Raw genomic sequence first — 18,142 nt, forward strand, 5'->3', positions numbered from 1 at the left:
TAAGACAACAGATGGATTACAATACAGAGACACTAATTTTTTCACTGTTTCCGTTAATGGATTTCAGCTGTCCGTTTCTGTTTTCGTCTATAAAACTATCAGTATAATAATCAAGACTCACAGGACCGAATTTTACAAGCTTTTTATACTTACTCTGATCAATCACGTCTTTTGCTCCATAATCTATCACAATAGATCCTATCGTTTTCAGCTTGCCCATCTTGCTGTTATCTATGATATCATTAGGCCAATAATCTATAGCAAGATTTCCTATTTTCTTTACCTTACCTGCTTTTTCTTCAGTAAAGGCAGAATCTTCCCAATAGTCTACGGAAATATTCCCTAAACGTTTCAGCTTACCGGCTTTTTCCTTAGTGAAAGTAGAATCTTCCCAGTAATCTATTTTAACGTTTCCAATGCTTTTAAGTTTTCCATATTTCACTTTATCAAAAACCTGATCATCATAGTATTCCAGCTTGCCATTCAGGTCAGGAGCATTAAAATCAGCAATTGACCCGTCTGCATTAAGTGTAAACACAAAACCATCTACAGTAAATTTAACTGTTTCCAGATCATACGTTTTTGACGAAACGGAGGCACGAACCTGTGCATTGACCGCCAAACCTACCAATAAAAAGGCAAGGAAAAATAAATTTTTAATTTTCATATTATTTTAAAGATTATTACCAAATATGCTCAATATCCTGACTGATATTGTTGATGGTAAATGTCTCTCCCATTTTCTTGCCAAACATAGCCTTCACTAAAGGAGATTCTGCAGAAACCGTCATGATTTTCTGGTTCTCAACAATAATCTCTCCCATTGACGCCGCAACATAAAACATTCCTTTATTGGTTTTCACCAATGTTCCGTTCTGAACTTTTTCCGAAGGATCAGAAGTTATTTTCTGCAAAACAGCCTGTTGATTCAACACTTCATTGAGCTGCCTCTGCAGGTTATTGATTTCCTGCTGAAGCATTTCTCTTCCGGTTTCATATTTATCACCCATCGAGCTTTTGGTGTCATTGTTGGAAGCCCGTGTTTCTGCAATAAGATTTTCAAAATACCGGATTTTATCTGCGGCTTTTGCTTTAATGATATTGATTATTTCCTGTTTGTTCATTGGATGATCTTTTTTATTGCGGGCAGATAAACCACCCCGTCAAAATCATAGATTTTGACACCCCTCCAGCGGAGGGGAATTAGGTACTGCTTAGTGACTATGCATTAAGATAAAGCCAAAGATTTAAATATTACTTTTCAAATACGGCAAAATCAGATACCTTAAAACTAAAATCTTTTCCATTGCTGAAATCTCTTTTGGTTTTATCAAAAACATTTCTGAAGGTTCCGGACAGATGTTCGTCTTCAATGGAGAAATTAAGCGGTTCTTTTGACATGTTCAGGACTACCAGCACTTCATCTTTCCCATTTTTCCTTACATAAGCAAGAATTTTATCATTGGCTGTCGTATTAAGAAGATAGGTGGTCACATTGGAATCACCTCCTCTTAATGCAGGATTTGATGTTTTTAAATCCAATAATGTTTTATAGAAATCTGCAGCCTGATAGGTATTGGTCCATTTGATAGCATCTTTTTCGAAAAATTCCAATCTCTTCATATTTGGAAGTTCCTGGCCGGAATATAATAACGGAATGCCATTCCATGTTGCAGAGAATACTGCCATAGGTTTTGTAATGACTCCGTATTTTTCATATTCTGTTCCGTTCCATGAGTTTTCATCGTGATTGGTGGTAAACCAGGCTCTCATTGAAGCGTCTCCGATATTGGAGTATTGTCTCAGAAGATCTTTTAATTCCTGAAGAGGTTCATTATTTTTGTAATAGTCGGCAGATTTGTGCATCCATTTCCAGGAATAACTTGCGTCGAAAACTTTACCATATTCCGGACTTTCCAGCTCATCAAATTCTCCCAGCCAGAAAAGAGGCTTTATTTTTTCCACTTCAGGACGTGCCTGTTCCCAGAAATCGACTTCCACCCATGAGGCAAGGTCACACCGGAATCCGTCGATATTGGTTTCCTGTACCCAGAACTTCATAGCATCAATCATTGCCTGGCGCATTTCCTGGTTTTTATAATCCAATTCAATAATATCATCCATTCCGGAAGCAATATGGAATTTTCCATCCGGATCTTTAAGATAAAATTCAGGATGTGTTTTTGTCCATAGATGATCCCAGCCGGTATGATTGGCTACCCAGTCGATGATGACTTTGAATCCTAACCTGTGAGCTTCATTCACCATATCTTTAAAATCCTGCAGGGTTCCGAATTCAGGATTGATGGAAGTATAATCTGCTGCGGCATAAGGACTCCCCAGACTTCCCTTTTTATTTTGCCGGGCAATCGGAGTAACAGGCATAAACCAGAGTGTTTTTACTCCCATAGATTTCAGTCGGGGCATTTCTTTTGCAAATGCTTTGAAAGTTCCTTCCTGAGTGTATTGTCTTATGTTTACTTCGTAAATATTTGTATTATGTTTCCAATCTTTTGGCAGTTCTGTCATCTTCCGCTTATTTTTTTGAGTGGTACAGGAAACAATTCCCAGACCAATTACAGCTAACAAAATTAATTTTTTCATTAAACTATTTTTAACAAAAGTAAGGATTGTTTTTGGAGAAAAAGGATAAGTAGTATTTAGACTTATAAAAAATGCTGGATCTATTAAAACCATTAAGAAGGATTTAAGAAATAAAGTCTAGTTAAGATGAATCATTCTGATTTTTAAGCTTAAAGCGAAGCTTATATTAACAACTTAATACCAATCTTAATGTTTCAAAAAATAAAAGTTTAAAGAAATTCTGTAAAAAAAGCATAAGTAAAACTCCATAAAAAAGCCCCGGATCTAAATCCGGGGCCAGTATATTGTATGATTATCTTTCATCATCATTGTCATCCTCATCATCAAAGACATCGTCATTGTAGTCTTCTTCTTCCTCATCATCAAAGCTGTCATCATCTTCGTCTGAAAAGTTTCCTCCCGCTCCGAAATCATCATCAAAACCGAACTCATCATCTACCAATGGCATTGCTGATTTCTTTTTGCCACCTCCGGCACTTCCGTTTTTGCTTGGAGCTTTTAATGGAACATTTCCAAATCTGTATACAGTGATCGGATAGTTCACGCCTTTTGTTTCTTCAATTACTTCCACAAGCTCGCAGAAGAATTCCCAAAGATCAAGAAGTCCATACTGGAATTGCGCTTTGTCACCTACATTTTCAAAAGCTTCATCAATGTAAACATCTGACATGATCTCACCATCACCATCATCACTCATATCTTCCAATGGGACACTTTTTACGATCGTTCCGTCATCTTCCAACAGATTAAAAGTAGAAAGCTCATCTCCCTGCAGACTGAATGCACTTTTAATTCCTAAATGTAAGTTCCATAACGTTTGTTTTCCCTTAACTTCGACATCACGGAAAATATCCTCTTTCGCATCTAATATTACGCGGATTTTGTAAACCATATCAGTTTCTTAAATTACTTTTTGCCTTTATAATTATGATAAATCTCTGTTGCAAATATATAATAAATGACATGTGACAAAAAAATATTTCAGGATTTTTTAAAATATTTTTTTTTCTTACATTTTGCCGGAATTATTTACTTTTTTCAAGCATAAAACTGAACTTCGTCCCTTCAAGGTAAACGCTTTCTACGGTAATGTTTTCGTTGTGAGCTTCAAGGATGTGTTTTACAATAGCCAGACCGAGTCCGGAGCCGCCTTCTCTTCTGCTTCTGCTGGTTTCCACACGATAAAATCTTTCGAAGATTCTTGGAAGAATTTCAGATTTGATACCCATTCCATTGTCTATCACTTCGATCAGTACCTTATTTTTAAGGACACTGGTTTTTACAATCACTTTTGCTTCCTGCCTGTTGGCATAATGAATAGCATTGGAAATCAGATTAATAAAAACCTGGGAAATTTTCTGTTTATCGGCTTCCACAAAAATCTGCGGATGAAGGGTCTGAATCTGTAATGTTGTATTTCGTTTTTCAGCTTCAAGATCTAGAAGGTCAAAAATCTCTTTGATCAGAAGGTTCACATCGAATTTTGAAACGGTAAGATTGATTTCGCCGGCTTCCAGCCTGTTAATCATATCAAGATCTGTCACAATAGCGATCAGTCTTTCTACCGATTTATCGATTCTCTCCAGATATTTGTCACGGATCGTAAGATTATCCACGCCGCCGTCTCTCAAGGTTTCTACATATCCCTGGATAGAAAAAAGAGGAGTCTTCAGCTCATGGGAAACATTTCCGATGTATTCTTTACGGTAACTTTCCATCTCTTTCATCATATCAATTTCGGAAGCTCTCTGCTGATTCAGGTCTGAAAATCTTTCTCCTAATTCTTTAATGGTTATATTTTCATCATTATCATGAACCATTTCCTGAGGAAGGATTCCGGAAAGACCTTTTACCTGCTTTCTTCCGTAATAATTAAACAGTAGCTCCAGTACTACACAGTTGATCATAAAGATCAGGATAATACAGATGAAAAGACCCGTTTTGAACAAAGGAGTCTCATAATAGATATCTTTCAGCGAATCGAATACGACTACTAAAAGGAGCATTACCAGTGTCAGCAGACAGGAGGCAACGAGGGTAAGTCTGTAAAATTTCAATTTTACAACGTTTTAAGGATTGAACGTAAAGTTAGGATTTTTAAATAATTAAACGATCAGTTTATACCCAATCCCTTTCAATGTCTGAATCGTATTGATTCCCAGTTTTTCTCTTAGTCTTCTGATGTGAACATCAATGGTTCTTTCTCCTACGATCACATCATTACCCCAGACTTTTTCCAGGATCTCTTCTCTTTTGAAAACCTTCTCCGTATTGGAAGCCAAAAGGTAAAGCAAATCAAATTCTTTTTTAGGAAGAAGAAATTGCTGTCCGCTTTTGGAAACTCTGAAGTTATCTTTATCGATAACAAGGTCTCCGATTTCGATGAGTTTAGCATTGTCAGACACCTGAGAGGTTAGCTGTAATAGTGCATTCACTTTAGAGATCAGGATTTTCGGTTTGATCAGTTTTACAATGTAATCATTAGCACCTGCCTGAAAACCTGCTAATTGAGAAAACTCTTCACTTCTTGCAGAAAGGAACACGATAAGTGTTTTTTGCAGTTCTTTCACTTTACGAAGTTCCTGACAGGTTTCTATACCATCTTTTTCAGGCATCATGACATCTAATAAGATAAGATCCGGAACAATTTCCTTCGCTTTTTCTATACCTTCGTTACCATTGGTAGCGGTATAGATATCATACCCTTCTTTTTCCAAATTGTAAGACAGAATCTCTAAAATGTCCAGTTCATCGTCTATTAAAAGAATTTTTTTGCTCATCTTCTAGTTTAAGAATTCCCACAAAATTAATTATTTCAATTGATTTCATCTATCCGCCAAATGTTAACTAATTATTAAAAAATTACATTCTACATATTAATTACAAAATCAATAAAAAAATCAATAAATAAATATACACAAATCAAATATAAGGAATAATAACTAACATTAAAACAAAAATTATAATTATATAAATTAAACATCGATAAGTATAAAATCTGCTCTTTCGTTAATACAAACTTCATAATTAATTAAGATTCTCCTAAAGTTTTCTTAAAAACTAAGCCTTTATTTTGCCCTTGAAAAAGAAGTAAAAGAAGTAATAATGAAAAAACAACTCCACAAGAGCATCATGCTACTTGCCTTGTTTTCTGCTGGCTATGCTTTTGCACAAAGTCAGGTTTTGGAAGGTAGGGTATTGGACGAGAAAGATAATACTCCAATAGAAGGTGTAAAAGTAAAAGTAAATGGTCAGGAAGTAACCACTGACATTTCCGGATACTACTCTATCAACCTTTCCCCTGGCACCAATTACATTGTAACCGTAAGTTCCAACGGATATAACAGAAAAGAGATCAGTGAAGTTATTATCAAAAATGAAGGTAACACTCATCTTGATATCGTTCTGGATAAGCCCTCTACCAAAGAGAAAGAAATTGAGGGAGTTGTCATAAAATCAAATGCAAGAAAAGAAACCATAGCCTCTACCATCGGTTTACAAAAGAATGCTGGTGTAGTTTCTCAGGTTATCGGTGTTGAAGCGATTAAAAGAAGTCCGGACAGAAACACCGGTGAAGTTCTGAAAAGAGTTTCAGGGGTGAGTTTATTTGACGGAAAATATATTGTAGTAAGAGGTTTATCAGACCGTTACAACCAGGCGATGCTGAACGGTATTCAGTTATCCAGTACAGAGCCAGACAGAAAGACTTTCTCTTTTGACCTTTTCCCTGCCAACGTTATCGAAACCCTTGTTATCAATAAAACGTTCATTCCGGAATATACAGGAGAATGGGGAGGTGCTTTGATTCAGGTAAATACGAAGGATATTCCTAATAAAAACTTCTTCAATGTACAGGTAGGTGTAGGTGGAAACACTGCTACTATGGGACAGGAATTCCATATGCAGAAAGGAGGAAAATGGGACTTTTTAGGAATTGATGACGGCTACAGAAAACTTCCAACCAATACGCCTGCGAAAAATGCTTTCAGTATTCTGACTGAAGCACAAAAAACAGAGATTGGTAAAGGATATACCAAGAATCTGGGATACAACAGCATTGGTTATCCTGAAAACTTAAGTTTACAATTAGACGGAGGTTTCAACACGAAAGTATTCGGAAAAGATTTAGGAGTAATTGCTGTTTTAAACTACAGTAATAACAAAAGAAGAACCGAATCTACCAACCGTTTCTTTACTATCAACGACCAGCTTGCTGATACCAACTTCGATTATTTTACAGAAAAATACAGCAATGATATTATTTTAGGAGGGATGTTGAACCTTTCTTTAAAGCTGAACAACAATAATAAAATCTCCTTAAAGAATATCATCACCAACAATACGGTAAATCACATGTCCTTCAGAACAGGAAAGGACTTTGAATTTGATCCGATTAACGGGACCAATATCATGGCAAGGGAAATCGGGTTTAAAGAAACAACTTTCTATAACTCCACCCTTTCCGGTAATCATAAAATTGATGTTCTTGGCGGTCTTACCGTAAACTGGTACGGAAGCTTCGGGATCCTTGATCAGTACATTCCTTTGCTGCAACGTTTACAGTATAATCAATATACGAATATGCCGGGAAGTCCTTATTTAGCATTAATTTCTAATGGTCTTTCTCAAAAATCAGGAAGTGTGTTCTACTCCACCCTAAGTGACTATTTATATAATGCAGGAGGTGACGTTTCCAAGACATTTACGATGTTCGGACAGAAGCAAACAATCAAAGGAGGTTATTTATTCCAGGTAAAAGACAGAATATACAACTCAAGACCGTTCTCTGTAAGACTTGAAAACTTCAATCAGGGATTACTTTCCCAGCCTTTTGAAACCATCTTCAATCCTGGTAACTTCGGAACTAACGGTGGATTCACATTTGATGAAATTGCAGGAAACCAGTACAGATATATTGCCAACACCATCCTTAACGCAGGATACTTACAGTTTGACAATAACTTCACACCATGGTTAAGAGCTGTCTGGGGATTAAGAGTGGAGAACTTTGACCAGTTGGTAGGAAGCACGAAGAAAAGCGATGACCGTTTTGTAAACACTCGTGTTACAGATTTCTTACCTGCTGTTAACTTAACATTCAAGGTAAATCCTAAAATGAATATCCGTCTTGCAGGTTCGCAAACTGTTGTAAGACCGGAATTCAGAGAAGTTTCTCCTTTGGCATATTATGATTTTGACCTTGGAGCAACTGTAATCGGTAACAAATCTATCGAAAGAACCAAAATTACGAGTGCCGACCTTCGCTGGGAATTCTACCCAAGAAACGGGGAAATTATTTCCGTGGCCGGTTTCTATAAAAACTTCAAAAAACCGATCGAATTATACTTCAACCAATCAGGGGTAGGAACGAGTAACACCTTCAACTATCTTAACGTAGATAAAGCTGATGCTTACGGACTGGAAGTGGAAGCCAGAAAAAAACTGGATTTTGTAAGCGCTCTTAAAAACTTTACGTTGGGTGGAAACGTAGCATTAATTAAAAACAGAGTAACAGACGAAGCTACCAATATTGACAGACCAATGCAGGGGCAATCTCCATACACGGTCAATTTAAGTCTTCAGTACGATACTGAAAAATCAGGATGGTCTTCAACGCTATTATTCAACATGATCGGAAGAAGAATTCTTTATGTAGGAAACGATCAGGTTCCACCAATCTGGGAAGCACCAAGACCTCTTTTAGATTTCCAGCTTTCTAAAAAATTATGGAGCAACAAAGGAGAGATCAAGCTGAATGTTTCAGACATCCTGAACCGTCGTGCCAAATTCTACCATGACCTGAACGACAATGGCAAGTATGACAGCAAAGATGCTCTTGCTATTGAAAGACTTACAGGAACCAATATCAGTTTAACACTGGGATACAATTTTTAATTCACTCAACAAATAATCTAATAAATAATTTAATTCTTTATAACATGAAAAAGTTCGTTTTATATTCTTTAATGCTTGGCGCTCTAGTATCAACTACCGCATGTAGAAATATAGAAGAAGATGGACCTACCATTATTCAAAATGGAGGTAACGGAAACGGAGAAACTGAAAACCTTATTCTTTCAGGAAAAATCACTTCCAATACTACACTTAAAGCCAATAAAATCTATAAGCTGAGAGGACTGGTATATGTAACTAACGGAGCTACTTTAACGATCGAGCCAGGTACAAAGATTGTAGGTGAAGCTGATAAAAACGGAGCTTTGATCATTACAAGAGGAAGTAAAATCATGGCAGAAGGTACTGCTGCCAACCCTATTATTTTCACTTCAGAAAAACCAAGTCCTAAAAGAGGAGACTGGGCAGGTTTAGTTATTTTAGGAAACGCTCCTACCAATGCATCTTTCGGAGGTGCAAACGGAGTTGGAGAAATTGAAGGAGGAATCAACAACTCTGAAGGTCTTGGACTTTATGGCGGAACCAATGCTGCTGATAACAGTGGTGTATTAAAATATGTAAGAATAGAATATGCTGGATATGCATTTTTACCAGATAAAGAGGTTAACGGAATTACATTCGGTGGTGTAGGTAGCGGAACTACAGTGGATTATGTAGAAGTTGCTTATGCTAACGATGACAGTTTTGAGTGGTTCGGAGGAACAGTAAACTGTTCTCACCTTATTTCTTACAAAGGTCTTGATGACGATTTCGATACTGACAACGGCTATTCAGGAAAGGTACAGTTTGGTATCGCAGTAAGAGATTCTCAGGTAGCAGACGTTTCAGGTTCTAACGCATTTGAATCTGATAATGATGCCAACGGTTCTACTTTAGCCCCTCAAACATCCGCTACGTTCTCTAACATGACGATTATCGGGCCGATCAACTCTGCAGCTCCGGGATCAATCAATGCGCTATTCCAGAATGCACTACAGATCAGAAGAAACTCTTCTATCTCTGTATTCAACTCTGTATTCACAGGATTCCCGGTTGGTTTATTCATCGATGCTACGAAAGGTTCTCCAACAGATAACAATATTGTTGGTAACAAATTATTCTTCGAAAACAACATATTGGCTGGAACTACAACTCCTTTAAAATTCGGGCCATCAACTTCTACTCCGACTACGTATACGTTAGCTGACCTTACTACATGGTTCAATGCTAAAGGAAACACTATCCTTGCGTCTACAGCTGATGTAAAACTTGCCGGTGCTTGGGCTCCTGCAGGAACTACTCCAAACTTTACCCCTACTTCAGGTTCTCCATTATTAACAGGTGGAGCATTTACAAACGCTAAATTAGCAACCTGGTTTACGCAGGTTACTTACAGAGGTGCTGTAAAAGATGCTACGGATACATGGTATGCAGGATGGACTAACTTTAACTTATAACATCATCATATAAGTACCTAGATTTAATTTCAAATAGAGGCCTCCGGAAGTAATTTCCGGGGGCTTTTTTTATCGTTATTACGTGATATTACAAATAGTAGGAATTTTGAATATGAATAGATGTTCACATTGCAAAATATAAAAAGGGAATATGAACAGTAATTTTGGGGTTTGAATATAGATATTCTTTCACAATTTTTGGCTAAAGCCTGAGGTATATTTTTTTCCATTCAAACGGGCTAAAGCCCGTTCCTATTGAATATAAATAATCTCGAAATTTATAATCATAATCTCAAAACACGAATCACGAATCACGAATCACGAATCTCAAAACCTCGAATCCCGCACCCCATACAAAAAAAGCCACCAGAAAAGCTTCCGATGGCAGTTACAAAAAACAAGTGTATAAAAAATATATACTCAGATTAATTTCTCCAGAATAAATTCCCGTCATTCATCAGGGCTTTTATTTCAGACATTCTGGAAACAGCTTCTGCAGAGCATGAAGCATCTGTCAGAACAATTGCTGCTTCATCACCGGCTTTTGGCCATTGCTGCTTTCCTTTTTCATCCAGAGGAAGAATGGCTTGAGTCGCAAACTGCAAAGCTCTTGAAAGGGCATATTCTGTAGTATAACCGTACAGTTCAGCAATAAGATTCGCTTTCTGCAGCATACTTCCGGATCCGAAGGTACTCCAGTAGTCCTGTACGTTGTCATTTCCAATCAATACGTTTACTCCGTATTTTTTCAGGGTCGGAATAGGCATTATCTTTCCTTTAAAAGGTACGGAAGAAGCAATTCCTACTTTTCCGGCAGCCAGTCTTTCTGCAATCTGTTCAGTTTCTTTAGGAGAAAGATGAGCTAAAGCAAATGCATGGCTCACAAACGTTTTTCCCTGAAGTACCGGGTTTTCGATCGCTTTATCAATCAGATAATTGATCGTTTTCATTCCGGATTCTCCTGCTTCGTGCAGGTGAATATCAATTCCTTTGTTGTGATCTAAAGCCAGCTGAACCGTAAAATCCATTACTTTTTCAATGCTTCCATCAATACTTAAAGGATCCAGTCCGCCAATAAATCCCACACTTGTAAGCTGTGCTGCTTCTTTCATCAATGGAGCTGTTTCTGTATAATAAACTCCATGCTGCGGGAAGGCCACCAGTTCAGCTTTGAAAGAATCTTTTTTATTATTAAGAGCCTGCTCAAGATGTTCCAGAGATTTCAGTCCTGATGTAGGATCAATATTGAAATGCGTTCTTACAAAATGCGTTCCGTAATGCTGTTGTAAACTGATCAGCTGTTCTGCCCTGCTTACCGAAGTTTTCAACAATTCAGGAATGATTTCCTGTTCATAGGCGATCATATCTTTCACCGTTTTTCTTTTCGGAGAAAGTGCCTGCCATGGAAGACCATACAGGGTTTTATCCAGATGAATGTGCATGTCTCTGAAAGCAGGAAGCATCAGATAACCTTTTGCATCAATTGCATTGGAAGCAGGATCATTGGCTTTTACTGTTTTTATTTTTCCATCTTCAATTTCAATACTGAAAAGGCCTGTTTTTGTTCCGGTAACCTCTTCATTTTCGTATTCAAAACCTGTTTCCAGACGGACATTTTTCAGGGAATAGTTTCCTTTTGCAGTTAATTGATAGGGAAATTTCATAATTTAAAATTTAACAATACAAAGTTAAGCCGGCCTGAGAGTAAAACCGGTGTATCAATTATGTCTTGTTTTGTACAGATTATTCTTTGAACTGGGAAGGAGTCATTCCTGTTTGTGCTTTAAAGAATTTTGAAAAGCTGGCATGATCATAGAAGCCAAGATCATAAACAATATCTTTTACAGACATTTCGGAAACTTTCAGCAGTCTTTTGGCTTCCAGTAAAATGCGGTTCTGAATAAGTGAAGAAGCTGAAGCATTGAGGTTTTTCTTACAGACAATATTCAGGTAGTTGGCAGAAATATTCAGTTTATCGGCATAAAATGATACAGATCTTTCTGTTTTAAAATATTCATCAATCAAATGCAGAAATTTTGAAATAATAGGATTTGAATTATAGATTTCAAAGTCTTTAAAAGCGCCTTCCACAGATTGACTCACCAGCAAACCGATCAATTCACTTCTTTTTTGAATCAGTTCCCAAAAGACTTTTTGTCCGTTCAGTTCTTTCTGAATGGCCTGAAATTCATACAGAAAAGTTTCAAAAACTTCTTTGGAAAGATTGATCACCGGATGGTTCTGGTAATATGAGGCAGAAAATCTTAATGAGGGCAGAAAACTTTCAAACCAATCTCTGCTGATCATCAGCTGATACCCGATGGTTTCTTTTTCAATCACCCATTGGTGTACCTGATCGGGAAAAACAAGGTGAATCTGATAATCTTTTACCTGATATTCTGTAAAATCGATGGTGTGTGATCCTGCTCCGTGCTCAAAAAGATTGATGATAAAAAAATCATGTTTGTGCGGATCATCAATGGAGCGCGCTCCGGAAAGTTCATTAAACAGCAGATTACAGCCTTTCAGCTGATTCTCACTAAATTCCTGAATTCCCAAAATAGGAAAATGATCTGTATGGTAAGCCACTCTGCCTGATTTTCTCCTAAAATTACTAAAATTTATGAGAGAAAAAACTAAAACAACCACAAAAGGAACAAAAGCTTTATTGTATCACGCCATCTTCATTTTCCATCTTCGTTTCGTGACTTTTTGTAAACTTTCATCCCCTTTATGGTTGAAAAAACACAACTAGATTATATATTAATTTATTTAATCCTTTTATTCTACATTAAAAAACAACGTTTCCTTCATGAACTAAAGACTCCACGTCTGAAATTCTTGATACTGCTTCTGCAGAACAACTTGCTTTGATCAATACAAAATTTGCTTTATCACCCGACTTTGGCCATTGCTGAGTTCCTTTATCATCTAACGGAAGGATATTTCCAGTGGCCAGTTTTAAGCTTCTTGATAATAAATACTCTGTTGAATATCCATACAATTGTGCCATTAAATTGGCTTTCTGAAGTACGCTCCCTGTCCCGAAAGTATTCCAGTGATCCACAATACTGTCATTTCCTGTGAGAACAGTTACATTATGCTTGTAAAGTGTTGGTATTGGCATAATCAGCCTTCCGAAAGGGATTGTAGAAACAATTCCAATTTGTGCATCACCCAATTTTTCAGCAATTTCTTCCTGTTTTGCGGCTTCTAATTTTCCAAGAACAAAACAGTGACTTACATATGTTTTTCCTTTAAGAGCAGGGTTTTCATTCACTTTTTTAATCAGATATTCTACCGTTTTCAATCCCGAATCTCCGGTTTCATGTAAGTGAATATCTATTCCTTTTTTATGATCCAACGCAAGCTGAACAGTAAAGTCTACCACTTTTTCGATATCTCCGTCTATGTTAAACGGGTCCACTCCTCCTATAAAATCAATATCCATCTTCGCCGCTTCTTTCAGATAAGGTACAGAATCCGTATAGAACACACCGTGCTGTGGGAATGCCACCAGCTCGGCTCCAAAGCCTTTCTTTTTATTTTCTAAAGCTTTCTGCAGATTTTTTAATGACTGAAGTTTTGAAGTAGGTTCAATATTCACATGGCTTCTCGCGTAGGAAGTTCCTTTCGACTGTAACAGTTCAATTAGCTTTTCAGCCTTAAAAGTGGAATTTTTAAGCATCTCAGGAAGCATTTTCTGCTCCAGTTCTATCATTCCTTTTATCCCTCCTGTTCTTTTTCTAACGGCCTGCCATTGATCTCCATAAAAGGTTTTATCCAAATGGATGTGCATATCCTTAAATGCAGGAAGCATCAACAGACCTTTTGCATCTACCGCTTTAGCATTCGGTTGATTGGGTGAAATCTTTATAATTTTTCCGTTCCCAACTTCAACATAAAATAGATCCGTTTTGGTAGAAGTCACTTCCCCATCCTGGTATTCAAATCCTGTTTCCAGACGAACATTCTTAAGGTTCATTTTTCCTTTTGCTGAAAGACTTTTCTCATCGAAAGGCGATGCAGTCATGATATTAGGTATTAAAGTTAATCCCGCTACAGCCAACGCTGAATTCCTGATAAAATCTTTACGGGAGATGGTATTGTCTGAGGTCTTCATTTCCAATCTATTTAAGACAAAATTAAAAAGAAGCCCCTTGAATGAGGTGTATGGTTTATTACAAAATCTGTATGATTTATACTTTGTGGTAATTATTTGGGAGAATTGTCAGTTTATCTTTCTACAACAAAAAGAGAACCCCACAACGCTTGTCATTCCATTGGAATCCTGATTATGCTGTTTTTACGTTGCTGAGACTCCTACGGAGTGACAAAGGGGACAGCCTTTACTTTTTGTATAAAACTAAGACTAGTAATTCCGACTAGTATAAAAATAATACACATAGTTTGTCATTCCGTAGGAATTCATATTATGCTGTTTACGGAGTGACAAAGATTATGGATATTTTATCAAGCTCTTTATCCAAAGAAACATGAAATTCTTTTGCATAAAAAACCGGATTAAAAAATCCGGCTTCATTTATTTTTATTTATTTATTTGAATATTCAAATTTTCTTACTGCTTCCAATGTCCTATCAATTTCTTTATCCTTGATGGCATCGCTGATGAAGTAAGTTTCATAACCGCTTGGCGGAAGATATACTCCATTCTGTAACATTTGATGGAAGAAATTATTGAACAATGAGTGGTTAGCTTCCTGTGCCTCATCAAAGTTGGAAACACTTTTAATATGGAAGAATACAGACATCATAGAACCTTTTCTGTTGATTCTGTGAGCAATTCCCTTTTCGTTTAATATTTTTCCGATCTCAAAATCCAATGTTTCTGTTGTCTTCTCCAATCTGTTGAAAAACTCAGGATCATTTTTAATAAGCTGAAGGGTTTTTAATCCTGCTCTCATGGCTAAAGGATTTCCGCTTAATGTTCCCGCCTGGTATACCCCTCCTTTTGGTGCAAGGTGATCCATGATTTCATTTCTACCAGCGAAAGCTCCTACCGGAAGACCTCCACCGATTACCTTTCCGTAAGTCACTAAATCTGCTTTTACATTGAAAAGTTCCTGTGCACCTCCGAAAGCTAATCTGAAACCGGTCATTACTTCATCAAAGATTAATAAAGCATCGTTTTCATCACAGATCTTTCTCAGGTTTTGTAAGAAATCGTTTTCAGGCAGCACACAACCCATATTTCCAGCAACTGGCTCTATAATCACAGCTGCAATTTCCCCCGGATTGTGGCGGAATAAATCCTGAACCTGTTCAAAATCATTATAACGGGCCAGCAAAGTATCTTTTGCAGTTCCGGCAGTTACTCCCGGAGAGTTTGGATTTCCGAATGTAGCGGCGCCGCTTCCTGCTTTGATCAGGAATGAATCTGAATGTCCGTGATAACAGCCTTCAAATTTTACGATTTTATCTCTTCCTGTATACCCTCTTGCCAGTCGGATAGCGCTCATACATGCTTCTGTTCCTGAAGAAACCATTCTGATCTGGTCAATATTCGGGACATTTTCAATGATGAATTTTGCAATTTCTGTTTCCAGCTCTGTAGGAGCACCGAAAGAGAATCCTTTCTCTGCCTGTATCTTCAGTTCTTCCAATACTTCAGGATGCGTATGTCCTAAAATGGCTGGCCCCCATGAGTTGATATAATCGATGTAAGTATTATCATCTGCATCGGTAAGGTAAGCTCCTTTTGCCGATTTCATGAAAACAGGCACTCCTCCTACGGATTTGAATGCTCTTACCGGAGAGTTCACGCCTCCCGGAATGTATTTGTAGGCTTCATCAAATAAAGCCGAACTTCTTTGATATTTCATATATACTTAGTTGCTGTTGACAGTTGCTGGTTGGCATTTAGCTGTCAACGGTAGACTCTCAACAAAAAAATTAAATTAGTTTCGTGGTTTTTTGTCTATTAAATAAATCAGCTGTCCTGCAGATGGCTGCTGTCCTTCATCCATTCTGTTTTTAGCATATAATTTATTTAACTTGATTCCGAATTTTTGTGCGATATCATGCATATCTTCTCCGTATTCAGCTTTATAGGTGGCTGTATTTCCGGTAGAATTTTTAGACTCAAGGAAAACGATGTCATTTTTCTTCAACGTTTCATTTTCCAGTTCATTCCATTTCATCAGCCTGCTTTCGCTTACTTTGAATTTATTGGCAATGAATTTTACATCGGTATCTTCAGGAATGATAATATATTTCAAACCGTCATTCGGATGACTTTTGATCAGAATAGAATTAAGAATTTCAGCTTTCGTTTTAATTCTCTCCACTCTTTTTTGCTGTTGGGCATAGGAAGTCTGTTTATAGGGAACTTCTACCGTAACCGGCTCTTTCACTTTTCTGGTTGCTTTTGAAGGTTCCAGCTGTGCCATGAAAGTTCTGTCGTCTTTCAGATCCGGGTACATTTTAAGAACAGCATACAATACTTCATTGGAATTGGTATTGTCGTATTCATATAATTTATACTTTTCAATTTTGGAGATAAGAATGGATGCATAGCGCGGGTTGGTAGCATATCCTGCTTTTTTTAAGCCGGTTGCCCACGCTCTGTAATCTTTCATATCCAATTTGAAAAGGTTAGCGTAATATTTTCTTGTAGATAAAAATATAGAATGGTCTTCATAAGACTGTCTCGGATCATCGTATACACGGAAGCACTCATTGGGTGCATCATCGGTATGCTTCATTGTTCTACCGGTCCAGTCTTCTTTACATTTTATACCGAAGTGGTTTTTACCTTCCTGTGCCAGTCTGCTCTGTCCGCCCCCGGTTTCCAATAATCCCTGAGCAAGGGTAATAGAAGCCGGAATTTTGTATTTTTCCATTTCTTCTACGGCATATTTAGCAAACTTCTGAATATACTGATCTTCGGTTGCCCAAGTCTGGGCTGAAAATTTTGATAAAACTAAAAGGCTTATGGATAGAAAAAGTCTTTTCATCTTATATTTTTTATTGTTTTAAAATGAAAGATGGAACACTAAGTGTTTCATGTTTTTCAATTTTACTTATATAATTAAATTTCTATTCTGTTTTTCCAACAGCAGATTAGCTCCTTCAATCCCCTGTAATCCACCAGTGTGAAAGCACAAAATCTTACTGTTTTCAGGAAAATATTCTTCTTCTATCAGTTCAAAAATCTTCTCCATCATTTTCCCTGTATAAACCGGTTCCAGAGGAATACCGTATCTCTCCTTGAAATCATTGATAAAACGGACGTTTTCATCACTTATTTTACCATAACCTCCAAAACATGAATCTATTAGATTAAAATTCTGTCTCAAAGTTAATTCAAAAATTTTATTTTCAAGTGAAGCATCGTCAACAGCTTTAAATCCTATAACTTTCTGATTCTCTTCACAAAATTTTGAAATTCCAGCAATAGTACCACCGGTTCCAACTGCGGTGCAAAGATAGTCAAAATCTTTTGTTTGTTCGTTGAGCATCATTTTTACCCCTTCCACAGCCTCTTTATTGGTTCCTCCTTCAGGAACTATCAAAGCTTCAGGGAACTCCTGCTGAAGGAATTCTGTAAGTTTTTCTTTGTGACGGTATTCTTCGCGAGTGACAAATTTCAGGTTCATCCCATTTCTTTTCGCAAAAAGTAAGGTTGGATTATCGCGCCATTTATGCTCCAGTTCTTCCCCTCTGATGATTCCTAGTGTTGGAATACCCGCCCTATTCCCTACGGCAGAAACCGCAGCAATGTGATTGGAAAAAGCACCTCCAAAAGTAATGATATAAGGGTTTCTCTGATTTTTTTCGAGATAGTTATTGACATTGTGAAAAAGCTTCCAGTATTTATTTCCTGAAATCAACGGATGAATCTGATCTTCCCTTTTAATGAAAAGTTTAATATTTTTCTGAATGGGAATTTCCTGGATGGAAACAGGTTCTGTGGGAAGTTTTAATAGCATTTCAGTTTTACAACTCAAGATTTATTCTTTACAAAAGTAGGAAAAGATTTAGTGTTGTGACAATTTGTTGTTTTTATTGTTTTTTTACCACAGATAACACGGATTTCTACAGATGGTTGTTTGATACTTTTTTTTAAGTTTTGGCTCCTATGTTTGCAAAAGAATAAATTTACATACAAAGCAAAAGGGGTGAGAGAACAGTTTTGGCTAAATAACTCAGGAAGTATATTGTGCTTT

At 37.1% G+C, this 18,142-nt stretch carries 15 protein-coding genes; 2 read left to right on the forward strand and 13 right to left on the reverse strand.

Features of this window, described 5'->3' with window-relative positions; all coding sequences use genetic code 11:
* Positions 1 to 16 precede the first annotated feature (16 nt).
* From DEU40_RS12810 to DEU40_RS12835, 6 genes are all read right to left on the reverse strand, one after another.
* Entirely contained in the window at positions 17 to 667 is a 651-nt protein-coding gene (locus DEU40_RS12810; RefSeq protein ID WP_110010189.1) for a hypothetical protein, read from the reverse strand.
* Between the two features lie 16 nt (positions 668 to 683).
* The gene (locus DEU40_RS12815) at positions 684 to 1,124 is read right to left on the reverse strand and encodes a hypothetical protein (protein WP_110010190.1); all 441 of its coding nucleotides are present in this window, start codon (positions 1,122 to 1,124) and stop codon (positions 684 to 686) included.
* A gap of 130 nt (positions 1,125 to 1,254) precedes the next feature.
* A complete protein-coding gene (locus tag DEU40_RS12820) occupies positions 1,255 to 2,604 on the reverse strand; it encodes an alpha-amylase family glycosyl hydrolase (protein WP_110010191.1) in 1,350 nt (449 codons plus the stop codon).
* A gap of 292 nt (positions 2,605 to 2,896) precedes the next feature.
* Complete coding sequence (locus tag DEU40_RS12825; RefSeq protein WP_110010192.1) at positions 2,897 to 3,496, reverse strand: IS1096 element passenger TnpR family protein; 600 nt, start codon at positions 3,494 to 3,496, stop codon at positions 2,897 to 2,899.
* 133 nt (positions 3,497 to 3,629) lie between these two features.
* Complete coding sequence (locus DEU40_RS12830; RefSeq protein WP_110010193.1) at positions 3,630 to 4,661, reverse strand: sensor histidine kinase; 1,032 nt, start codon at positions 4,659 to 4,661, stop codon at positions 3,630 to 3,632.
* Between the two features lie 48 nt (positions 4,662 to 4,709).
* Positions 4,710 to 5,384 (reverse strand): response regulator, encoded by a 675-nt coding sequence (locus DEU40_RS12835; RefSeq protein ID WP_002977493.1) that lies wholly within the window; start codon positions 5,382 to 5,384, stop codon positions 4,710 to 4,712.
* A gap of 325 nt (positions 5,385 to 5,709) precedes the next feature.
* Here DEU40_RS12835 and DEU40_RS12840 point away from each other — a divergent pair, with 325 nt between their 5' ends.
* Together DEU40_RS12840 and DEU40_RS12845 are read left to right on the forward strand one after the other, a co-directional pair.
* Positions 5,710 to 8,499 (forward strand): TonB-dependent receptor, encoded by a 2,790-nt coding sequence (locus tag DEU40_RS12840; RefSeq protein WP_110010194.1) that lies wholly within the window; start codon positions 5,710 to 5,712, stop codon positions 8,497 to 8,499.
* A 44-nt stretch (positions 8,500 to 8,543) separates the two neighbouring features.
* A complete protein-coding gene (locus tag DEU40_RS12845; protein WP_110010195.1) occupies positions 8,544 to 9,953 on the forward strand; it encodes a hypothetical protein in 1,410 nt (469 codons plus the stop codon).
* Between the two features lie 425 nt (positions 9,954 to 10,378).
* Here the strand turns inward: DEU40_RS12845 and DEU40_RS12850 are convergent, their stop codons facing one another.
* The 7 genes from DEU40_RS12850 to DEU40_RS22655 all read right to left on the reverse strand — a co-directional run.
* On the reverse strand, positions 10,379 to 11,617 hold the full coding sequence (locus DEU40_RS12850) for an amidohydrolase (protein ID WP_110010196.1): 1,239 nt from the start codon (positions 11,615 to 11,617) through the stop codon (positions 10,379 to 10,381).
* 79 nt (positions 11,618 to 11,696) lie between these two features.
* Positions 11,697 to 12,542: an AraC family transcriptional regulator gene (locus DEU40_RS12855; protein WP_110010197.1), complete on the reverse strand. Its 846-nt coding sequence runs from the start codon at positions 12,540 to 12,542 to the stop codon at positions 11,697 to 11,699.
* Between the two features lie 202 nt (positions 12,543 to 12,744).
* Positions 12,745 to 14,076, reverse strand: coding sequence for an amidohydrolase (locus DEU40_RS12860; protein ID WP_110010198.1), 1,332 nt, complete (start codon positions 14,074 to 14,076; stop codon positions 12,745 to 12,747).
* 430 nt (positions 14,077 to 14,506) lie between these two features.
* On the reverse strand, positions 14,507 to 15,796 hold the full coding sequence (gene hemL, locus DEU40_RS12865; RefSeq protein WP_110010199.1) for a glutamate-1-semialdehyde 2,1-aminomutase: 1,290 nt from the start codon (positions 15,794 to 15,796) through the stop codon (positions 14,507 to 14,509).
* A 75-nt stretch (positions 15,797 to 15,871) separates the two neighbouring features.
* Complete coding sequence (locus DEU40_RS12870; RefSeq protein ID WP_062674272.1) at positions 15,872 to 16,930, reverse strand: glucosaminidase domain-containing protein; 1,059 nt, start codon at positions 16,928 to 16,930, stop codon at positions 15,872 to 15,874.
* 66 nt (positions 16,931 to 16,996) lie between these two features.
* Positions 16,997 to 17,905 carry a 1-aminocyclopropane-1-carboxylate deaminase/D-cysteine desulfhydrase gene (locus tag DEU40_RS12875; RefSeq protein WP_110010200.1) on the reverse strand — a complete coding sequence of 303 codons (909 nt, stop codon included), beginning with the start codon at positions 17,903 to 17,905 and terminating at the stop codon, positions 16,997 to 16,999.
* Positions 17,906 to 17,919: 14 nt separating this feature from the next.
* The coding region (locus DEU40_RS22655) for a hypothetical protein (protein ID WP_228406511.1) at positions 17,920 to 18,142 on the reverse strand (223 nt) is incomplete at its 5' end.

Source organism: Chryseobacterium sp. AG844 (assembly GCF_003182335.1).
GTDB classification, from domain to species: domain Bacteria; phylum Bacteroidota; class Bacteroidia; order Flavobacteriales; family Weeksellaceae; genus Chryseobacterium; species Chryseobacterium cupriresistens.

Bases quoted from the DNA above. Each gene is read 5' to 3' on its own strand.
- DEU40_RS12810 (WP_110010189.1), bottom strand. From the start codon at position 667: ATGAAAATTAAAAATTTATTTTTCCTTGCCTTTTTATTGGTAGGTTTG.
- DEU40_RS12815 (WP_110010190.1), bottom strand. From the start codon at position 1,124: ATGAACAAACAGGAAATAATCAATATCATTAAAGCAAAAGCCGCAGAT.
- DEU40_RS12820 (WP_110010191.1), bottom strand. From the start codon at position 2,604: ATGAAAAAATTAATTTTGTTAGCTGTAATTGGTCTGGGAATTGTTTCC.
- DEU40_RS12825 (WP_110010192.1), bottom strand. From the start codon at position 3,496: ATGGTTTACAAAATCCGCGTAATATTAGATGCGAAAGAGGATATTTTC.
- DEU40_RS12835 (WP_002977493.1), bottom strand. From the start codon at position 5,384: ATGAGCAAAAAAATTCTTTTAATAGACGATGAACTGGACATTTTAGAG.
- DEU40_RS12840 (WP_110010194.1), top strand. From the start codon at position 5,710: ATGAAAAAACAACTCCACAAGAGCATCATGCTACTTGCCTTGTTTTCT.
- DEU40_RS12845 (WP_110010195.1), top strand. From the start codon at position 8,544: ATGAAAAAGTTCGTTTTATATTCTTTAATGCTTGGCGCTCTAGTATCA.
- DEU40_RS12850 (WP_110010196.1), bottom strand. From the start codon at position 11,617: ATGAAATTTCCCTATCAATTAACTGCAAAAGGAAACTATTCCCTGAAA.
- DEU40_RS12860 (WP_110010198.1), bottom strand. From the start codon at position 14,076: ATGAAGACCTCAGACAATACCATCTCCCGTAAAGATTTTATCAGGAAT.
- hemL (WP_110010199.1), bottom strand. From the start codon at position 15,796: ATGAAATATCAAAGAAGTTCGGCTTTATTTGATGAAGCCTACAAATAC.
- DEU40_RS12870 (WP_062674272.1), bottom strand. From the start codon at position 16,930: ATGAAAAGACTTTTTCTATCCATAAGCCTTTTAGTTTTATCAAAATTT.
- DEU40_RS12875 (WP_110010200.1), bottom strand. From the start codon at position 17,905: ATGCTATTAAAACTTCCCACAGAACCTGTTTCCATCCAGGAAATTCCC.